Genomic DNA, 18,273 nt, shown 5'->3' on the forward strand with positions numbered 1-18,273 from the left:
CTTTCTGGAGTTTTGGAGATTGGCGTCATGAAAATTGGAGAATTGGCGAAACTCACGGACTGCGCCGTGGAAACGATCCGCTACTACGAGCGCGAGAACCTGCTGCCGGAACCGGCCCGCAGTGATGGCAATTATCGCGTCTATACCCAGGCCCACGCCGAGCGCCTGACCTTCATCCGCAACTGTCGCACCCTCGACATGACGCTCGAAGAAATCCGCAGCCTGCTGGCGTTTCGCGACAGTCCGCAGGACCAGTGCGAAAGCGTGAATGCGTTAATCGACGAGCACATCCACCATGTAAAGGCGCGGATCGACGGCTTGCTGGCCTTGCAGTCGCAACTGCTCGACCTGCGCCAACGCTGCGGCGAGGGGCCGGGGGTCGATCAATGCGGGATTTTGCAGCGGCTGGAAGTGAGCGGCGGGGTTGTGGCGACGGAGGTTGAGCATTCCCATGTCGGCCGTAGTCACGGGCACTAAGCACACCGCAAAACCAAATGTGGGAGCGGCGGTGCGACGATTCGACTTGCTCGCGAAGGGGCCGTGTCAGCTGATAGAAATATCACTGACAGACCGCTTTCGCGAGCAAGCCCGCTCCCACATGGTTAAGCGTTGTGCTTCAGACCGCCATCGGCGCGGTCATCGGCGCGTGGTGCTCGTACCCTTCCAGCGAGAAATCGCCCGGCTCCACCAGCTCCAGCCATTCCGGCTGGTAAATACCCGTCTTGGCAAACTCCGGCACACGGTCGGAAATCACCAGTTTCGGCATCGGGAACGGCTCGCGCTTGAGCTGTTCGTTGAGCATGTCCAGGTGGTTTTCGTACACGTGGGCATCACCGATGAAATAGGTGAACCAGCGCGGCGTGTAACCGGTCAGGCGACCGATCAGGCTCAGCAGCGCAGCACCTTCGGTGAGGTTGAACGGCGTGCCCAGGCCCAAGTCGTTGGAGCGGATGTAGAGGGTCAGGGAAATCTCTTTGGTCTCGACATTCGGGTGGAACTGGTACAGCAGGTGGCACGGCGGCAACGCCATTTCATCGAGCTGGGCGCAGTTCCAGCCGTGGAACAGGATGCGGCGGCTGCCCGGGTCCTTGATGATGGTGTCGACGCACTGGCGAACCTGGTCGATCGCCTTGTACAGCACCACGTAGGCCTGGCCGGCATCGGAGCCTTCGGCAATCTGGCGGTAGCCTTGCTTCAGGGTCTGCTCGATGGCAGCCGGGTTGCTGACCGGGATCTGCTTGTACGCCGGCCATTTGCGCCATTGCACGCCGTAGATCTCACCAAGATCGTCTTCGCCCTGACGGAACGGGTTGGCCAGCCACTGTGCGTTTTCGTTGGCGTTCTGATCCCAGACCTTGCAGCCCAGGGCACGGAATTCGGCAGCGTTGTTCACGCCACGCAGGAATCCGCACATTTCGCCGACGGCCGATTTGAAGGCCATCTTGCGCGTGGTGATCGCCGGGAAACCTTCCTGCAGGTCATAACGCAGCATCGCACCGGGAAAACTGATGGTGTTCACGCCGGTACGGTTGGCCTGTTTGGTGCCGTTCTTGATGACGTGGGCGACCAGTTCGAGATATTGCTTCATGAATTACCTGTGTCCTTGAACCCGGGACCAAAGCCCCGGGGTTCGAATTTTATACGGCTGCCGCTGGAGTCGCCGGGGCGCGGTGATACGCCAGCCAGATCAGGAACAGCCCGCCGACGATCATCGGCACGCACAGCACCTGGCCCATGGTCAGCCAGTTCCATGCCAGATAGCCCAGTTGCGCGTCCGGTACGCGGACGAACTCGACGATGAAACGGAAGATGCCATAGAACAGCGCGAACATCCCCGATACCGCCATGGTCGGCCGCGGCTTGCGCGAGAACAGCCAGAGGATCAGGAACAACGCCACGCCTTCGAGGGCGAACTGGTACAGCTGTGACGGGTGACGCGGCAGCTGCGCCGGATCGCTGAACGGCGGGAAGATCATCGCCCATGGCACGTCGGTCGGCTTGCCCCACAGCTCGGCGTTGATGAAGTTGCCGATACGCCCGGCACCCAGGCCAATCGGCACCATCGGTGCGACGAAATCCATCAGCTGGAAGAACGACTTGTTGTTCTTTTTGCCGAACCACAACGCCGCCAGCATCACGCCAATGAAACCGCCGTGGAACGACATGCCGCCCTTCCACACTTCGAAAATCAGCGTCGGGTTGGCCAGGTAAGCGCTCAGATCGTAGAACAGCACATAACCCAGTCGCCCGCCGACGATCACCCCCATCGACATCCAGAACACCATGTCGGAGAGTTTCTCCTTGGTCCAGGTCGGGTCGAAGCGGTTCAACCGGCGGGAGGCCAGCAGCCAGGCGCCGCCGATGCCGATCAGGTACATCAGACCGTACCAGTGGATTTTCAGCGGACCGATGGCCAGGGCCACCGGGTCGATCTGCGGGTAAGGCAGCATTGCGACTCCTCGTTAGAGTTCAAATCTTAAAAATTCCCGGGCGACGCTGCCACCACAGGATTAAGCCAGGATTGCGCTGCCCGTCAGAGCAGGAAGTTCAGGCCGACGCAGAACAGCAAAGCGGCAAACAGCCGTTTCAGCAACTTTGGCGACAGGTTGTGGGCCAGTCGCGCACCGAAGCGGGCGAAGACCATGCTGGTCAGGGCAATGCCCAGCAACGCCGGCAAGTAAATGAAACCGAGACTATGGGCCGGGAGCAACGGATCGTGCCAGCCCAGAATCATGAAACTTAGTGCACTGGCCAGGGCAATCGGCAGACCGCAGGCCGATGAAGTGGCCACGGCTTGCTGCATCGGCACGCTGCGCCAGGTCAGGAATGGCACGGTCAACGAACCGCCGCCAATGCCAAAAATCGCCGAAGCCCAGCCAATCACGCTGCCGGCCACGGTCAGACCGAGTTTGCCCGGCACGGTTCGGCTGGCCTTGGGTTTGACCTCCAGCGCCAGCTGAGCGGCGATCACCAGGGCGAACACACCAATGAGCTTCTGCAGGTTAGGTCCGGAAATCGCTTCGGCCGTCAGGGCGCCGAACCCGGCACCGATCAGAATGCCGACGGTCATCCACATGAAGATCGGCCAACGCACGGCGCCTCGGCGGTGATGCTCACGCACCGCGTTGACCGAGGTAAAGATGATCGTCGCCAGGGAGGTACCCACTGCCAGATGCGTGAGGATCGACGGATCGAACCCTTGGGCCTTGAAGCTGAACACCAGCACCGGGACGATAATGATCCCGCCGCCTACGCCAAACAGCCCGGCGAGCACACCTGCACAGGCGCCGAGCGCCAGATAGAGCAGAAATTCCATGGTCGTCCCGCCCGCCTCCCCAAAACCGGAGCGGCATGGTAACGGATGCATGGCCTCAAGCTCCACTGTGCAAGGCAATGGATCGATGAGCGATGTCTGCGTAGAGTGAGCAAAAAACACACAAGGACTGCCTTATGTGCCTAATTGTTTTTGCCTGGCGCCCGGGTCATGCCCAGCCGCTGGTCGTGGCGGCCAATCGCGATGAATTCTACGCCCGCCCCAGCCTGCCTCTGGCGCCATGGCCCGAAGCGCCGCATGTGCATGCGGGGCGCGACCTCGAGGCTGGTGGCACCTGGCTCGGTGTCGGTGCCCACGGACGATTTGCGGCGCTGACCAATATTCGCGATCCCCATCGACCGCCGGGGCGCAAGTCTCGTGGGGAGCTGGTGGCGCGGTTTCTCACCGGGGAAATGCCAATTGACGACTATTTAGCCGATGTTGTCGACCGCTCGCTGGAATATGGTGGCTTTAACCTGCTGGTCGGCAATACCAATGAGCTCTGGCACGTCAATCAACGGGAATCGGAAGCGCTGATGCTGGCCCCGGGGGTCTACGGGCTATCCAATGCCGGGCTGGATACGCCATGGCCAAAGTTGCTCAAGGCCAAGGCTGCATTGAGCGAGGTGCTGGATGATCCGCAGCCTCAGGCGCTGCTGGCGTTATTGAGCGATGCGCAGACCGCGCCATTTGCCGAGTTGCCGGATACCGGAGTGGGGCTTGCCACTGAAACGCTGTTGTCGAGCGTGTTCATTGCCAGCCAGAGCTATGGAACGCGGGCGAGTACGGCATTGATTGTGCAGGCGGATGGGACGCTGCATATGGTCGAGCGCAGTTTCGGGCCGTATGGCGGGCATCTTGGGGAAGTGGAAATCAGGCTTTAGTTTTGTGTTGCCAGCACAGGCCTCATCGCGAGCAGGCTCGCTCCCACAGGGGATTTGCGTCGTTCACAGATCCAATGTGGAAGCGAGCCTGCTCGCGAATGGGGCGCCGCAGATCTAGTGGGGCTTGATCGCCGCCGGATTGATCATCCGCGCCAACCCGAGGTTCTTCAGCGCCAATTGCAATGAGCTATGAATCACTTGCGGGTTGTCGATGGTCATCAGCTCGGCCAGCAATTCCTTGGCCTTGCTCAGGTTGATCTGACGCAGCATCCACTTCACTTTCGGCAGGTTGGTGGCGTTCATCGACAAGCTGTCAAAACCCATCGCCATCAACAGCACGGCCGCCGCCGGGTCACCGGCCATTTCACCGCAGATGCTCACCGGCTTGCCTTCGGCATGGGCGTCGCGCACTACGGTTTGCAGGGCTTGCAGCACCGCCGGGTGCAAGTAATCGTAAAGGTCGGCGACCCGTGGGTTGTTGCGGTCAACGGCCAACAGGTACTGGGTCAGGTCGTTGGAACCGACCGAGAGGAAGTCCACCTGCCGCGCCAGCTCCTTGGTTTGATAAACAGCGGCCGGAATCTCGATCATCACGCCGACCGGCGGCATCGGCACGTCGGTGCCTTCGTCGCGCACTTCGCCCCAGGCGCGGTGGATCAGGTGCAGGGCTTCTTCGAGTTCATGGGTGCCGGAAATCATCGGCAGCAGGATGCGCAGGTTGTTCAGGCCTTCGCTGGCCTTGAGCATGGCGCGGGTCTGCACCAGGAAGATTTCCGGGTGGTCGAGAGTGACACGAATGCCGCGCCAGCCGAGGAACGGGTTGTCTTCCTTGATCGGGAAGTACGACAGTGCCTTGTCACCGCCGATGTCCAGGCTGCGCATGGTCACCGGTTGCGGGTGGAATGCGGCCAGCTGTTCGCGGTAGATCGCCAGTTGTTCCTTTTCGCTCGGGAAACGCTGGTTGATCATGAACGGCACTTCGGTGCGGTACAGGCCCACGCCTTCGGCACCGCGCTTCTGCGCGCGCGCCACGTCCGCCAGCAGGCCGGTGTTGACCCACAGCGGCATGCGGTGGCCATCGACTGTCACGCACGGCAGATCGCGTAGCGCATCGAGCCCGAGGGCCAGTTGTTTCTCTTCCTCGACCACCTCGGCGAACTGCTTGCGCAGCACTTCACTCGGGTTGGTATAGACCTCGCCGTGGTAGCCGTCGACGATCATCTGGATGCCGTCGACCTTGGAGTACGGCAGGTCGACCAGGCCCATCACAGTCGGGATGCCCATGGCGCGGGCCAGGATGGCGACGTGGGAGTTACCGGAACCGAGCACCGACACCAGGCCGACCAGCTTGCCTTCCGGCACCTCGCCGAGCATTGCCGGCGTCAGTTCTTCGCTGACCAGAATGGTGTTGTCGGGGTAGACCAGGGTTTGCTGGCGTTCTTCCTGCAAATAAGCCAGCAAGCGACGGCCGAGATCCTTGACGTCCGAGGCACGCTCACGCAGGTAAGCGTCGTCCATCAATTCGAAACGGTTGACGTGATCGGTGACCACCTGGCGCAACGCGCCCTGGGCCCACTGGCCGGTCTTGATCACGGTGGTGACTTCGCTGCCCAGCGCGGCATCGTCGAGCATCATCAGGTAGACGTCGAACAAGGCCCGCTCTTCCGGGCGCAATTGCGTGGCGAGTTTGGCGGACAACGTGCGCATGTCGGCGCGTACGCCCTCGATGGCGGACTTGAACAGTCCGAGTTCGGCATCTATGTCAGCGATGGTCTTGTCCGGCACCACGTCCAGATCGGCCGGTGGCAGCATGACCACCGCCGTACCGACCGCCGCACCCGGCGAGCCCGGCACGCCGATGAACTTGGCTTCCTGGATGCCTTTGCCCTGACGGCCGAGACCACGGATCGAACCGGTGGCTTCGGCGTGGGCGATAACACCGGCGAGCTGCGCGCTCATGGTCACGAGGAAGGCTTCTTCACCTTCATCGAACTGGCGACGTTCTTTTTGCTGGATGACCAACACGCCGACGACGCGGCGGTGGTGAATGATCGGCGCCCCGAGGAATGAGGCAAAGCGTTCTTCACCGGTCTCGGCGAAGTAGCGGTAGCGCGGGTGGTCCGCAGCGTTTTCGAGGTTCAAGGGTTCTTCGCGCGTACCGACCAGGCCAACCAGACCTTCGTTGGGTGCCATGCTGACCTTGCCGATCGAGCGCTTGTTCAAGCCCTCGGTGGCCATCAGCACGAAACGGTTGGTCTCTGGATCAAGCAGGTAGACCGAGCAGACCTGGCTGCCCATGGCCTCTTTGACGCGCAACACAATAATCCCCAACGCCGCCTTGAGATCCTTGGCGGAGTTAACTTCCTGGACGATCTTGCGCAGCGTATTGAGCATGGCTCGGGGTCGAACTCCGTCGTCAGTCGCGCGCTAAAAGGCGCGGGGCAAGCTCTTTGAGAGCGCGTCGATACACCTCGCGCTTGAATGTCACCACCTGGCCCAACGGATACCAATAGCTGACCCAACGCCAGCCATCGAATTCCGGTTTACCGGTCAAATCCATCCGCACCCGCTGCTCGTTGGAGATCAGGCGCAGGAGAAACCATTTCTGTTTCTGGCCGATGCACAGCGGTTGACTGTGGGTACGTACCAGACGTTGCGGCAAACGATAGCGCAACCAGCCCCGGGTGCAGGCGAGAATTTCAACATCTTCGCGCTCCAGGCCTACTTCTTCGTTCAACTCGCGGTACAAGGCGTCTTCCGGCGTCTCTTCGGGGTTGATTCCACCCTGCGGAAACTGCCAGGCATCTTGATTGATTCGGCGAGCCCATAGCACCTGGCCGGCGTCATTCGTCAGAATGATCCCGACATTGGGGCGAAAACCATCGGGGTCGATCACGGCAACAACCTCGCAAACGCATGTCGCCGCATTGTTCCACAAAGGTTGGGAGGGCGGCAACGAAGGTTCCTACCTTATGTGCACTCTTGTGAAAAGACCGTATTCTTGTCGCCTTTTTACTGACTTTTCAGCGGGTAACTGCAATGCGCCTGGCTTTATTCGATTTGGACAACACCCTTCTGGGCGGTGACAGCGATCACGCTTGGGGCGATTACCTGTGCGAGCGCGGCTTTCTCGACGCCGTCGCCTACAAGGCACGCAACGATGCGTTCTACCAGGATTACCTGGCCGGCAAACTGGATAACGCCGCGTACCTGAACTTCTGCCTGGAAGTCCTTGGCCGCACCGAAATGGCCACGCTGGATCAGTGGCACAGCGATTACATGCGCGACTGCATCGAACCGATCATGCTGCCCAAGGCCATCGAACTGCTGGCCAAGCACCGCGCGGCCGGCGACAAGCTGGTGATCATCACCGCCACCAACCGCTTCGTCACCGGGCCGATTGCCGAGCGTCTGGGCGTCGAAACCCTGATCGCCACCGAGTGCGAGATGGTCGACGGCCGCTACACCGGGCGCAGCACCGACGTGCCGTGCTTCCGTGAAGGCAAGGTGACACGCTTGAATCGCTGGCTGGAGGAAACCGGGTTTACGCTGGAAGACAGCTACTTCTATAGCGACTCGATGAATGATTTTCCGTTGCTGGAGCAGGTGACCCATCCAGTGGCGGTCGATCCTGACCCGAATCTGCGGGCCGAGGCCGAGAAGCGGGGTTGGCCGGTGATCAGTCTGCGCGGCTGATTACCGAACTGTAGGAGCGAGCTTGCTCGCGAAAAATTCAAGGACGCCGCGGGGAGTCAGGCGCCCTGCGTTTTCGTTAACGACCATCGCGAGCAATCGAGCGTCGACCGGCTGCTCCTACACTGGCTTGGCACCCATCAACCCGGCAATGGCGACAAAACAGACAAAACTGAACAACGCCAAGGCAAAGGTGAATTTCCCCACACCACCCGGCGTCTTGCGCAGTTTGTTCAGCCGCACCAGCAGCCAGAACCACGCCAGCGCCGCCACGGTGTACAGCACGCTGGAGGCCAGCAGCCAGGTCTGCCCCAGCGGCCAGCCCACCAGATGCACCATCCACCAGCCAGTAAACGGCATGCTCAGCAGCGCCAGGCCCATCAGCAGCCAGATAAACACCCTTGGCCGCTGCAAGGTGCGACTACCCGCCGTCGCGTCACCCTTGCGCCGCGCAAGCAAAACCCAGACTCCCAGCCCCAGCGCACAGGCCAGCAGTACAACAGTTGCCACCATGTGCGCCGCTTTCAGGGCAGTTAACGCTTCCATTGTCAGATTTCCTTATTGCCTTGCCCGTCAGCGTAGCTGTTCAGCCAAGAAACAGCTGATAGGCCGGGTTGTCGCTTTCGTCCCAGTACGGGTAACCGATTTCTTCCAGCGCCGCCGGCACCAGGTGACGCTCGTCGTGGGGCACTTGCAGGCCCGCGACGACCCGGCCATCCGCCGCGCCATGGTTGCGGTAGTGGAACATCGAGATGTTCCAGCGCCCGCCGAGCTTGTTGAGGAAGTTGAACAGCGCCCCCGGACGCTCCGGGAATTCGAAACGCAGGATCACTTCATCGACCACATGCGCCGCACGCCCGCCCACCATGTGGCGGATGTGCAGCTTGGCCAGTTCGTTGTCGGTCAGGTCCAGCACCGGGAAACCTTGCTCGCTCAGGCTGGCGATCAACGCGCTGCGCGGGTCGTTTTCCGGGTGGGTCTGCACGCCGACAAAGATGTGCGCTTCGCTGCTGGTGTTGTAGCGATAGTTGAATTCGGTGATCTGGCGCTTGCCGATGGCCTCGCAGAACGCCTTGAAGCTGCCCGGTTTCTCAGGGATGGTCACGGCGATGATCGCTTCGCGGCCCTCGCCCAGCTCCGCACGCTCGGCGACGTGGCGCAGGCGATCGAAGTTGACGTTGGCCCCGGAGTCGATGGCCACGAAGGTCTGGCCGCTGACGCCGCGCTGCTCGACATACTTTTTGATCCCGGCCACGCCTAAGGCGCCGGCAGGTTCGGTGATCGAGCGGGTATCGTCGTAGATATCCTTGATGGCGGCACAGATTTCGTCGGTGCTGACGGTGATCACTTCATCGACATGGTCTTTGCAGATATCGAAGGTGTGCTGACCGATCTGGGCCACCGCCACACCGTCGGCGAAGATGCCCACAGTTGGCAACACCACACGCTCGCCCGCCGCCATGGCGGCTTGCAGGCAATTGGAGTCATCCGGCTCGACGCCGATGATCTTGATGTCCGGGCGCAGGTACTTCACGTAGGCCGCGATGCCGGCGATCAGGCCGCCGCCGCCCACCGGAACGAAAATCGCATCCAATGGCTGAGGGTGCTGGCGCAGAATCTCCATCGCCACGGTGCCCTGCCCGGCAATGGTGTGGGGGTCGTCGTACGGGTGAATGTAGACGTAGCCTTTTTCGTCGACCAGTTTCAGCGAGTAGGCCAGGGCTTCCGGGAACGAATCGCCATGCAGCACCACTTTGCCGCCACGGGAGCGCACGCCTTCGACCTTGATCTCTGGGGTGGTCTTGGGCATGACGATGGTCGCTTTCACGCCCAACACCTTTGCCGCCAGGGCCAGGCCCTGGGCATGGTTGCCCGCCGACGCGGTGACCACGCCGCGAGCGCGTTCTTCGTCGCTCAACTGGGTCAACTTGTTGTAGGCGCCACGAATCTTGAACGAGAACACCGGCTGCAAGTCTTCGCGCTTGAGCCAAATGCTGTTGCCCAGCCGCTCGGAGAGCTGGCGGGCAGTCTGCAGCGGGGTTTCTACGGCAACGTCATAAACGCGCGAGGTGAGGATCTTTTTGACGTACTGTTCAAGCATCGGAAAGCATCACTGAGCGGGTTGGGCAGGACCAAGGAGTCTAACCCGGCTTTCAGCCACACGACCACACTAAACCGGTGGTTTCAGGCACCATTGAACCATTGTGGCGAGGGAACTTGCTCCCGCTCGGCTGCGAAGCGGCCGCAAAACCTGTGCATACGGTACATCCAGAAGAAAGCAGGGGAGCGCTTCGCACTCCAGCGGGAGCAAGCTCCCTCGCCACAAAACCTTGTTCGCCCAGACATACCGTCGCACCCGCCAATCGGGCAATGACCTTCCCCGCCCCGAGGCCTATAATGCCGGCCTTTCGTTCCCTCCTCGGCACCTCGGAGCCCGCATGAACCAGGATCAACTCAAACAGGCAGTAGCTCAGGCCGCCGTCGACTTCATCCTTCCGAAACTCGACGACAAGAGCATCGTCGGGGTCGGCACCGGCTCCACCGCCAACTGCTTCATCGATGCCCTGGCCAAGCACAAGGGTGCATTCGATGGCGCCGTCGCCAGTTCCGAAGCCACCGCCGCGCGCCTCAAGGGCCACGGGATTCCGGTGTACGAACTGAACACCGTCAGCGACCTGGAGTTCTACGTCGACGGCGCCGATGAAAGCGACGAACACCTGAACCTGATCAAGGGCGGCGGCGCAGCCCTGACCCGCGAGAAGATTGTCGCGGCCGTGGCCAAGACCTTCATCTGCATCGCCGATGCCAGCAAGCTGGTGCCGGTCCTCGGCACTTTCCCGCTGCCAGTGGAAGTGATCCCGATGGCCCGCAGCCACGTGGCCCGTGAACTGGTGAAGCTCGGCGGCGACCCGGTTTACCGCGAAGGCGTGCTGACCGACAACGGCAACATCATCCTCGACGTGTTCAACATGCAGATCACCAATCCGGTGGAACTGGAGACGCAGATCAATGCGATCGTCGGCGTGGTCACCAACGGTTTGTTCGCGGCACGTCCGGCGGATCTGTTGTTGCTGGGTACGAGCGAGGGCGTGAAGACCCTGCGCGCGGAGTAAGCCAATCTGCCCACCTATTTGTGGAAAGATGAAATACCTGTAGGAGCGAGTCTGCTCGCGATAGCGGACTGTCAGTTGAAATCAATCTCGACTGATACACCGCTTTCGCGAGCAGGCTCGCTCCCACATTTGCTTTGTGGTGTTGGTCAGGGTTGTGCCGGTTTCTTGAACACGTAGAACAGATTCGGCTCGCTGACGATATACAGCGTACCGTCGTCATCCATGGCGATCCCCTCCGCTTGCGGCACGGCTTTTTGCAGGCCCTGGCGCCCCTTGCTCAGGGACATTGTGCTCAACGGCCGCCCATCCACATCCAGTTCCAGAATCAATCGCGACTCATCCGACAGCGCGAGCAAATGCCCGCTGCGCTCGTCGTATTGCAGACTCGACAGATCCCGCACAAACATCCCGGCATCACGCTTGGGGTCGTTGATCACGTGCACCGAGTAGGATTCTTCAGGATTGAAGCGCGGAAAACCGTGCACCTCGTAGATCAGCATCGGGTCGCGCTCCTTGGCCACGAACAGGCGTTTGCTCACCGAATCGTAAGCCAACCCCTCGAAGCCCTTGTTGCTGCCCATGTGTACGCCAACGGTCATCTGTTCGGCGTCTGCCGCATCGACGAACGTGGTGTCCTGCTCCAGATGAATCTTGATCAGCCGCTGCTGGCTTTCATCAGCAACCACATAGGTGTCTGCGCTGATGAACTCCACCGCCTCCGGATCACCGAAACCGACCAGCGCCACGCGGCGTAAAATCCTGCCGTCGAGGGACAACTCGATCAGCTCGCTTCGTTTGTTGGTAACGGTGAACAGGCTTTTGCGCACCGGGTCGTAGGTCAATGCTGAAATGTTGTCAGCCTGGTCATCGATCACCTGCGCCTCGGTCACGACCTGGTATTGGTCCAGCCCCATGGACCGGGAGCTCACCGGCTGCCACAGCGCATGCAGATTGAACCAGGCGCGCTCGAACAGGCGCTGGTATTGGGCGATTGCCATCAACGCAATCAGTGAGACCACCGACAGGATCAGAATCAGGGATTTGACGCGGGCAAATCGACGCATTCGGGTGGGCTCAGGGTCAATACAGGCGGATGAAATATCACGCCTGTCTGAACTGCAGCTTAATGGCTGCTGGCCTTTTACGTACAGGCAATCAGCGCAGGCGCTGGTTACTTCTGTTTTTCGAAGCGATAAAACAGGTTCGGTTCACTCACCATGTACAGCGTGCCCGCCTCATCCATGGTCACGCCTTCGGCACGCGGAATGGTATTTTTCAGGCCGTTGAAGCCACGCAGCAGAGTAATGAAACTGACCTGCTCACCCTTCTTGTCCAGCTCCAGCAACAGGTGCGATTCGGCGGACAGCACCAGCATGTGGCCAGTCCGCGGGTCGATGGCCAGTGCCGACAGGTTGCGCATGTCCAGTGCATGGCTGGCCAGCTTCAACTTGTCGCCGGTAAGGACCTTGCCATCACCTTTCCAGGCAAACAATGCCGGCGGGCGCTCTTCGCCCAGCAGCAGTTGCTGATTGCGCGGATCCCAGGTGACACCCTCGAACGCCTTGTTCTGGTCTTTGGAAGGCCCGAGGTCGTATGTCGGGAAATCGGTGATGTTCAGCTCGCGAGTGTCGGCATCGACCTTGACGATAGCGATCAAATGCTCGCGCTCATCGACAATGGCCAGTCGGCCGTCGCCCAGCACGGTGACGCCTTCAGGGTTGCTCCAGCCGACCAACGGCATTTTGCGCAGCACATCGCCCTGCAAGTTCAATTCGACCAGGAACGGGTTCTTGCCCATGACCGAAAACAGGGTCTTGGTCTGGGGGTCGTAGGCCAGGTCCGAAGCTTCATCCTTCTCCATGCCCGACAACGGCTTGGCATCGATCACCGCCCGATAGTCCGGAAGCCAGATGCTCGCCTGGCGCTCGGCCGGGCTTTTGAATTGCTCTTTCACCCAGAGCACGCCCCGTGAATCCCAGTGCATGGCGAATGCAACACCGTAGGCGACAACGGCCACCAGCAGAAGCCAGGTGTGCCAACGCAGGGCGAAGCGCGAGCGGCGGGCAGGTTTAAACGTGGAAAGCGGAGGAGTGGCCATTGGGGAATGCGTTCCAGAAATTCAGGCTAGGGGTAATAGCACAGTTTGGGGCCGGCTCAGAGGCCAATAGCCCTGAAATTATCCAGACTGGATGTGAAAAAAACGGGAAATGACAGGGTGAGCCTTTTACAGGCCACGGAAAAACCAATGTGGGAGCGAGCCTGCTCGCGATTGGGGCGTGTCAGCCAACAAAGATATTGGATGACACACCGCTATCGCGAGCAGGCTCGCTCCCACAGGGTTTGGCGGTGTCTGGACTAGCGAACGCTGCTGGTGAAACTGCTTACGCCCGGCAACTCCAGTACGATCTCATCACCGACATTCAGCGGACCAACGCCCACTGGCGTGCCAGTGAGGATCACGTCCCCGGCCTGCAGCGAGAAGCAGCCGGCCATGTGCTGGATCATCGGCACGATCGGGTTGAGCATTGCGCTGCTGTTGCCGTCCTGGCGCACTTCACCGTTGATGGTCAGGCGGATGCCGATGTCGGTCAGGTCGGCAAACGAGCTGCCGGACACGAACGGAGCAAGCACTGCCGCGCCGTCGAAGGACTTGGCGATTTCCCAGGGCAGGCCCTTGGATTTCAGCTCGGCCTGCTTGTCGCGCAGGGTCAGGTCCAGGGCTGGAGCGAAACCGGAGATGGCGTCGAGCACTTCTTCACGGCTCGGTTTGGTCGACAACGGCTTGCCGATCAACACCGCGATTTCCGCCTCGTAATGCACCGAACCGCGCTCGGTCGGAATGCTGAAACCGCCTTCCAGCGGCACCACGCAACTGCCCGGCTTGATGAACAGCAGTGGCTCGGTCGGCACCGGGTTATCCAGTTCCTTGGCGTGTTCGGCGTAGTTACGGCCGATGCACACCACTTTCCCCAGCGGGAAGTGAATGCGCGTACCGTCGACATACTGGTGCTGATAGCTCATTACCGACTCCTGCTTCGTTGGCTCTTAAAGTTCGAAAATCAAACAGCGAAAATCTTGCCCGGGTTCATGATGCCGTTCGGGTCGAACACCGCCTTGACCGCTTTCATGTACTCGATCTCGACCGGTGAACGGCTGTAGGTCAGGTAGTCACGCTTGGTCATGCCCACGCCGTGCTCGGCGGAGATCGAACCGTTGTACTTCTCGACGGTTTCGAACACCCACTTGTTGACAGTGGCGCACTTGGCGAAGAACTCATCCTTGCTCAGGTTATCCGGCTTGAGGATGTTCAAGTGCAGGTTGCCGTCGCCGATATGGCCGAACCAGACGATTTCGAAGTCCGGGTAGTGTTCGCCGACGATCGCGTCGATTTCCTTCAGGAACGCCGGGACTTTCGATACGGTGACCGAGATGTCGTTCTTGTACGGCGTCCAGTGGGAAATGGTTTCGGAGATGTATTCGCGCAGCTTCCACAGGTTCTGCAGCTGGGTTTCGCTCTGGCTCATCACACCGTCCAGAACCCAGCCCTGCTCGACGCAGTGCTCGAAGGTTTCCAGGGCGTGGTTGGCCACTTCTTCGGTGGTCGCTTCGAATTCCAGCAGCGCGTAGAACGGGCAGTCGGATTCGAACGGCGCCGGTACATCGCCACGGGCCATGACTTTGGCCAGGGCCTTGTCGGAGAAGAACTCGAAGGCGGTCAGGTCAAGCTTGCTCTGGAAGGCGTGCAGCACCGGCATGATCGAGTCGAAATCGGCGGTGCCGAGAACCATCGCGGTGAGGTTTTTCGGTGCGCGGTCCAGGCGCATGGTCGCTTCGACCACGAACCCGAGGGTGCCTTCGGCGCCGATGAACAGCTGACGCATGTCGTAGCCGGTGGCGTTCTTGATCAGGTCCCGGTTCAGTTCCAGCACGTCGCCCTTGCCGGTGACCACTTTCATGCCAGCGACCCAGTTACGGGTCATGCCGTAGCGAATCACCTTGATTCCGCCGGCATTGGTGCCGATATTGCCGCCAATCTGGCTCGAACCCGCCGAAGCGAAGTCCACCGGGTAATACAGGCCTTTTTCTTCGGCGACGTTCTGCAAGTGCTCGGTTACCACGCCCGGCTGGCAAACGGCCGTGCGGTCAGTGAGGTTCACGTCGAGGATCTGGTTCATGTAGTCGAACGACACGACCACCTCGCCATTGGCCGCCACCGCTGCTGCGGACAACCCGGTACGACCGCCGGAAGGCACCAGCGCCACCTTGTGTTTGTTGGCCCACAGGACAATGGCCTGGACCTGCTCAGTGGACTTGGGGAACACGATAGCGGTCGGGGCCGGGGCGAAATGCTTGGTCCAATCCTTTCCGTAAGCATTCAGGGAGTCGGCATCGGTCAGCACCTTGCCAGGCTCAACCAGGGTCTTCAGCTCTTCAATCAGGGCAGGATTGGTCATCGACAGAACTCTCGAACAATTCATGGTCATCCTGAGAACGCTTCACGTCGCAGGAATGAGTGTTTAGCGGGGTGCATATGCTAGCATAACGACCCCGCAGGATAGTGCCCAAGGGCTGTTCTGCGGTGACGGCTTTCCTGCCGTGCGGGTCAGCTCCGGGCTGCTCCCTTTCCTGCCATTTTTCTCCGGGATACAGGTTTACGCAGATGAGCAAGACTTCTCTCGATAAGAGCAAGATCAAGTTCCTTCTTCTCGAAGGCGTCCACCAATCGGCTGTCGACGTCCTCAAGGCGGCGGGCTACACCAGCATCGAGTACCTCACTGGTTCTCTGCCGGAAGCCCAGCTCAAGGAAAAGATCGCTGATGCTCACTTCATCGGCATTCGCTCCCGCACTCAACTGACCGAAGAGATCTTCGATCACGCGAAGAAGCTCGTGGCTGTAGGGTGTTTCTGCATCGGCACCAACCAGGTCGACCTGAGTGCTGCCCGCGAGCGCGGCATTGCCGTGTTCAACGCGCCGTACTCCAACACCCGTTCCGTAGCGGAACTGGTGCTGGCCGAAGCGATCCTGCTGCTGCGCGGCATCCCTGAGAAGAACGCTTCCTGCCACCGTGGTGGCTGGATCAAGAGCGCGGCCAACTCCTTCGAGATCCGTGGCAAGAAGCTGGGTATCGTCGGTTACGGCTCGATCGGTACTCAACTGTCGGTCCTGGCTGAAGGTCTGGGCATGCAGGTGTACTTCTACGACACCATCACCAAACTGCCATTGGGTAATGCTACTCAGGTAGGCAACCTGCACGAGCTGCTGGCGATGTCCGACATCGTTTCGCTGCACGTACCGGAAACCGCCGCCACCCAGTGGATGATGGGCGAGAAGGAAATCCGCGCCATCAAGAAAGGCGGCATCCTGATCAACGCCGCCCGCGGCACCGTGGTCGAACTGGACGCCCTGGCGGACGCGATCAAGGACAAACACCTGATCGGCGCGGCCATCGACGTATTCCCGGTGGAGCCACGCTCCAACGACGAAGAGTTCGAAAGCCCGCTGCGTGGCCTGGACAACGTGATCCTGACCCCGCACATCGGTGGTTCTACCGCTGAAGCCCAAGCCAACATCGGTCTGGAAGTGGCGGAAAAACTGGTCAAGTACAGCGACAACGGTACTTCGGTATCGTCCGTGAACTTCCCGGAAGTGGCCCTGCCGGCTCACCCTGGCAAGCACCGCCTGCTGCACATCCACGAGAACATCCCGGGCGTGATGAGCGAGATCAACAAGGTCTTCGCCGAAAACGGCATCAACATCTCCGGTCAGTTCCTGCAGACCAACGAGAAGGTCGGCTACGTGGTGATCGACGTCGACGCCGAGTACTCGGACCTGGCGCAAGAGAAGCTGCAACACGTCAACGGCACCATCCGTAGCCGGGTGTTGTTTTAAGAGCAGCTACAAGCTTCAAGCTTCAAGCGGCAAGTGAGGTTCGCTTTGCTTTGACTTGAAGCTTATAGCTTGCAGCTTGCAACTATAAAAAAGGGAGCCCCAGCGAAGCGGGCTCCCTTTTTTATTTCACATTGACGGTGATCTTCTCGGAAACGATCGGCGGATCGAACGGTATGTGGTTGCTATCGCCCAGTTCAAGCTGCAAGGTGTGTTTGCCCGGGGTGAGCGTTATTTCAGCCTGAGTCTGCGCACCGCCGAAATGCAGGTGGTTGGCATCCTTGGGGATCGGCGCACCGGCGGCTGGCAGCTCATCGACGTCGATCAGCACATGGTGATGACCGGTGTTCTTGGTGGTATCGCCCGCCGGTGCCAGGGCAATGTTCTCGACCGCGAACTTGACGACGACTGTCTGTGGAATCGTCGCACCGTCCGTGGGAGAAACAATGGACACTTCGGCGCCTTTCGGCGCCGGCGTTGCACTGGCCAGCACCGAAACACCCATCAACAGGCCAGCCAAAGCAGCACGTGACATAAAGGTTTTCATTCTCTTCTCCAGTTTTTCCGTAAAATTCGCGTGGCCATGACAACTTCATGGCCATTCGTTGTCGAAGGCACTCGACAACCATAGCAAAGCGAGCCTGAATCAGAGGGTCCGCGATAATAAATTCAAAGGAGTGACCATGCGCTTTCTGCCTGGCCTGATCTGCCTGCTACCCCTTTTGAGCCCTTTGGCTCATGCCGAACTGATTGATGACGTCAACGACCGGGGCGAATTGCGCATTGCCGTTGAAGCCAACACCCCCCCATTCAATTTCAAGGATGACGACAAGCTCACCGGCTTCGAAGTCGAGCTGGGCCAACTGCTGGCAAGTGAACTCGATGTCCGGGCCGACTTTGTCGTCACCGACGGCAGCGATCTGCTGACCGGTGTCGAAAGCGGCAAATACGACATCGCCATCAACCACATAGCAGCGACCCCGGATCTCCAGGATCGTTTCGACTTCAGCGAACCCTACATTCAAACCCATACGCAATTGATCGCGCAGAAAGAAGAGCCGCGTTCCATTCTGCTGGTGCAGTCGCTGACAGAAGAGAAGCCCGAAACCAACCCGGCCGTAAGCTTGGCGATTCCGTTTCAGAAGGGTAATCCGGCGTTCCATGCCAGCCTGGAAAACGCCTTGCAGCGGATCAAGGATGACGGGCGACTACAAGCGCTGGAGCAGAAGTGGTTGGGGGCGGATGCGGGCGTGGTGCCGAAGCCTTGAAGATGATTGAGATCCATTGTGGGAGCGGGCTTGCTCGCGAAGACGGTGTGTCAGGCAAGATTAATATCGACTGACCCGGCGCATTCGCGAGCAAGCCCGCTCTCACAGGGGGTTT

At 60.1% G+C, this 18,273-nt stretch carries 18 protein-coding genes and 1 pseudogene; 6 read left to right on the forward strand and 13 right to left on the reverse strand.

What is annotated here, in order from left to right:
* Positions 1 to 27: 27 nt before the first annotated feature.
* The gene (gene cadR, locus AC1DVE_RS00260; RefSeq protein ID WP_223455897.1) at positions 28 to 477 is read left to right on the forward strand and encodes a Cd(II)/Pb(II)-responsive transcriptional regulator; all 450 of its coding nucleotides are present in this window, start codon (positions 28 to 30) and stop codon (positions 475 to 477) included.
* Positions 478 to 616: 139 nt separating this feature from the next.
* Here the strand turns inward: cadR and AC1DVE_RS00265 are convergent, their stop codons facing one another.
* The 3 genes from AC1DVE_RS00265 to AC1DVE_RS00275 all read right to left on the reverse strand — a co-directional run bounded on the left by AC1DVE_RS00265 (position 617) and on the right by AC1DVE_RS00275 (position 3,316).
* Positions 617 to 1,588 (reverse strand): thymidylate synthase, encoded by a 972-nt coding sequence (locus AC1DVE_RS00265; RefSeq protein ID WP_223455896.1) that lies wholly within the window; start codon positions 1,586 to 1,588, stop codon positions 617 to 619.
* Between the two features lie 49 nt (positions 1,589 to 1,637).
* Positions 1,638 to 2,450 carry a prolipoprotein diacylglyceryl transferase gene (gene lgt, locus AC1DVE_RS00270; RefSeq protein ID WP_047534642.1) on the reverse strand — a complete coding sequence of 271 codons (813 nt, stop codon included), beginning with the start codon at positions 2,448 to 2,450 and terminating at the stop codon, positions 1,638 to 1,640.
* An 83-nt stretch (positions 2,451 to 2,533) separates the two neighbouring features.
* Complete coding sequence (locus AC1DVE_RS00275; protein ID WP_223455920.1) at positions 2,534 to 3,316, reverse strand: sulfite exporter TauE/SafE family protein; 783 nt, start codon at positions 3,314 to 3,316, stop codon at positions 2,534 to 2,536.
* Positions 3,317 to 3,450: 134 nt separating this feature from the next.
* Between AC1DVE_RS00275 and AC1DVE_RS00280 the strand changes: the two genes are divergently transcribed.
* On the forward strand, positions 3,451 to 4,197 hold the full coding sequence (locus AC1DVE_RS00280) for an NRDE family protein (protein ID WP_223455895.1): 747 nt from the start codon (positions 3,451 to 3,453) through the stop codon (positions 4,195 to 4,197).
* 114 nt (positions 4,198 to 4,311) lie between these two features.
* Here AC1DVE_RS00280 and ptsP read toward each other — a convergent pair whose 3' ends face one another.
* Positions 4,312 to 6,591, reverse strand: a complete 2,280-nt coding sequence (gene ptsP / locus AC1DVE_RS00285) for a phosphoenolpyruvate--protein phosphotransferase (protein ID WP_223455894.1) — start codon at positions 6,589 to 6,591, stop codon at positions 4,312 to 4,314.
* 22 nt (positions 6,592 to 6,613) lie between these two features.
* Entirely contained in the window at positions 6,614 to 7,093 is a 480-nt protein-coding gene (locus AC1DVE_RS00290) for an RNA pyrophosphohydrolase (protein WP_003229203.1), read from the reverse strand.
* A gap of 143 nt (positions 7,094 to 7,236) precedes the next feature.
* On the opposite strand from AC1DVE_RS00290, the gene AC1DVE_RS00295 reads away from it, so the two are divergent.
* A complete protein-coding gene (locus AC1DVE_RS00295; RefSeq protein WP_223455893.1) occupies positions 7,237 to 7,893 on the forward strand; it encodes a histidinol-phosphatase in 657 nt (218 codons plus the stop codon).
* A gap of 6 nt (positions 7,894 to 7,899) precedes the next feature.
* On the opposite strand, the pseudogene AC1DVE_RS00300 reads toward AC1DVE_RS00295, so the two are convergent.
* The 3 genes and pseudogenes from AC1DVE_RS00300 to ilvA all read right to left on the reverse strand — a co-directional run.
* Positions 7,900 to 7,980, reverse strand: a pseudogene (locus AC1DVE_RS00300) (outer membrane lipoprotein carrier protein LolA); the annotation flags it as partial.
* Positions 7,981 to 8,010: 30 nt separating this feature from the next.
* Positions 8,011 to 8,436, reverse strand: a complete 426-nt coding sequence (locus tag AC1DVE_RS00305; protein ID WP_223455892.1) for a DUF2269 domain-containing protein — start codon at positions 8,434 to 8,436, stop codon at positions 8,011 to 8,013.
* Positions 8,437 to 8,476: 40 nt separating this feature from the next.
* On the reverse strand, positions 8,477 to 9,991 hold the full coding sequence (gene ilvA / locus AC1DVE_RS00310; RefSeq protein WP_223455891.1) for a threonine ammonia-lyase, biosynthetic: 1,515 nt from the start codon (positions 9,989 to 9,991) through the stop codon (positions 8,477 to 8,479).
* 337 nt (positions 9,992 to 10,328) lie between these two features.
* Here ilvA and rpiA point away from each other — a divergent pair, with 337 nt between their 5' ends.
* Positions 10,329 to 11,003 (forward strand): ribose-5-phosphate isomerase RpiA, encoded by a 675-nt coding sequence (gene rpiA / locus AC1DVE_RS00315; RefSeq protein ID WP_046039153.1) that lies wholly within the window; start codon positions 10,329 to 10,331, stop codon positions 11,001 to 11,003.
* Between the two features lie 146 nt (positions 11,004 to 11,149).
* On the opposite strand, the gene AC1DVE_RS00320 is transcribed toward rpiA, so the two are convergent.
* The 4 genes from AC1DVE_RS00320 to AC1DVE_RS00335 all read right to left on the reverse strand — a co-directional run bounded on the left by AC1DVE_RS00320 (position 11,150) and on the right by AC1DVE_RS00335 (position 15,457).
* On the reverse strand, positions 11,150 to 12,067 hold the full coding sequence (locus AC1DVE_RS00320) for an SdiA-regulated domain-containing protein (protein ID WP_223455890.1): 918 nt from the start codon (positions 12,065 to 12,067) through the stop codon (positions 11,150 to 11,152).
* A gap of 107 nt (positions 12,068 to 12,174) precedes the next feature.
* Positions 12,175 to 13,101, reverse strand: a complete 927-nt coding sequence (locus tag AC1DVE_RS00325) for an SdiA-regulated domain-containing protein (protein ID WP_223532989.1) — start codon at positions 13,099 to 13,101, stop codon at positions 12,175 to 12,177.
* Positions 13,102 to 13,358: 257 nt separating this feature from the next.
* On the reverse strand, positions 13,359 to 14,024 hold the full coding sequence (locus AC1DVE_RS00330) for a fumarylacetoacetate hydrolase family protein (protein WP_150755054.1): 666 nt from the start codon (positions 14,022 to 14,024) through the stop codon (positions 13,359 to 13,361).
* Between the two features lie 38 nt (positions 14,025 to 14,062).
* Positions 14,063 to 15,457, reverse strand: a complete 1,395-nt coding sequence (locus AC1DVE_RS00335) for an FAD-binding oxidoreductase (protein WP_223455888.1) — start codon at positions 15,455 to 15,457, stop codon at positions 14,063 to 14,065.
* A gap of 206 nt (positions 15,458 to 15,663) precedes the next feature.
* Between AC1DVE_RS00335 and serA the strand changes: the two genes are divergently transcribed.
* The gene (serA, locus tag AC1DVE_RS00340; protein ID WP_223455887.1) at positions 15,664 to 16,893 is read left to right on the forward strand and encodes a phosphoglycerate dehydrogenase; all 1,230 of its coding nucleotides are present in this window, start codon (positions 15,664 to 15,666) and stop codon (positions 16,891 to 16,893) included.
* A 121-nt stretch (positions 16,894 to 17,014) separates the two neighbouring features.
* Here the strand turns inward: serA and AC1DVE_RS00345 are convergent, their stop codons facing one another.
* Positions 17,015 to 17,437, reverse strand: coding sequence for a DUF4399 domain-containing protein (locus AC1DVE_RS00345; RefSeq protein WP_223455886.1), 423 nt, complete (start codon positions 17,435 to 17,437; stop codon positions 17,015 to 17,017).
* Positions 17,438 to 17,573: 136 nt separating this feature from the next.
* Here AC1DVE_RS00345 and AC1DVE_RS00350 point away from each other — a divergent pair, with 136 nt between their 5' ends.
* Complete coding sequence (locus AC1DVE_RS00350; protein ID WP_223455885.1) at positions 17,574 to 18,158, forward strand: transporter substrate-binding domain-containing protein; 585 nt, start codon at positions 17,574 to 17,576, stop codon at positions 18,156 to 18,158.
* Positions 18,159 to 18,273: the final 115 nt, after the last annotated feature.

It is taken from the genome of Pseudomonas sp. P4_B4 (assembly GCF_056402255.1).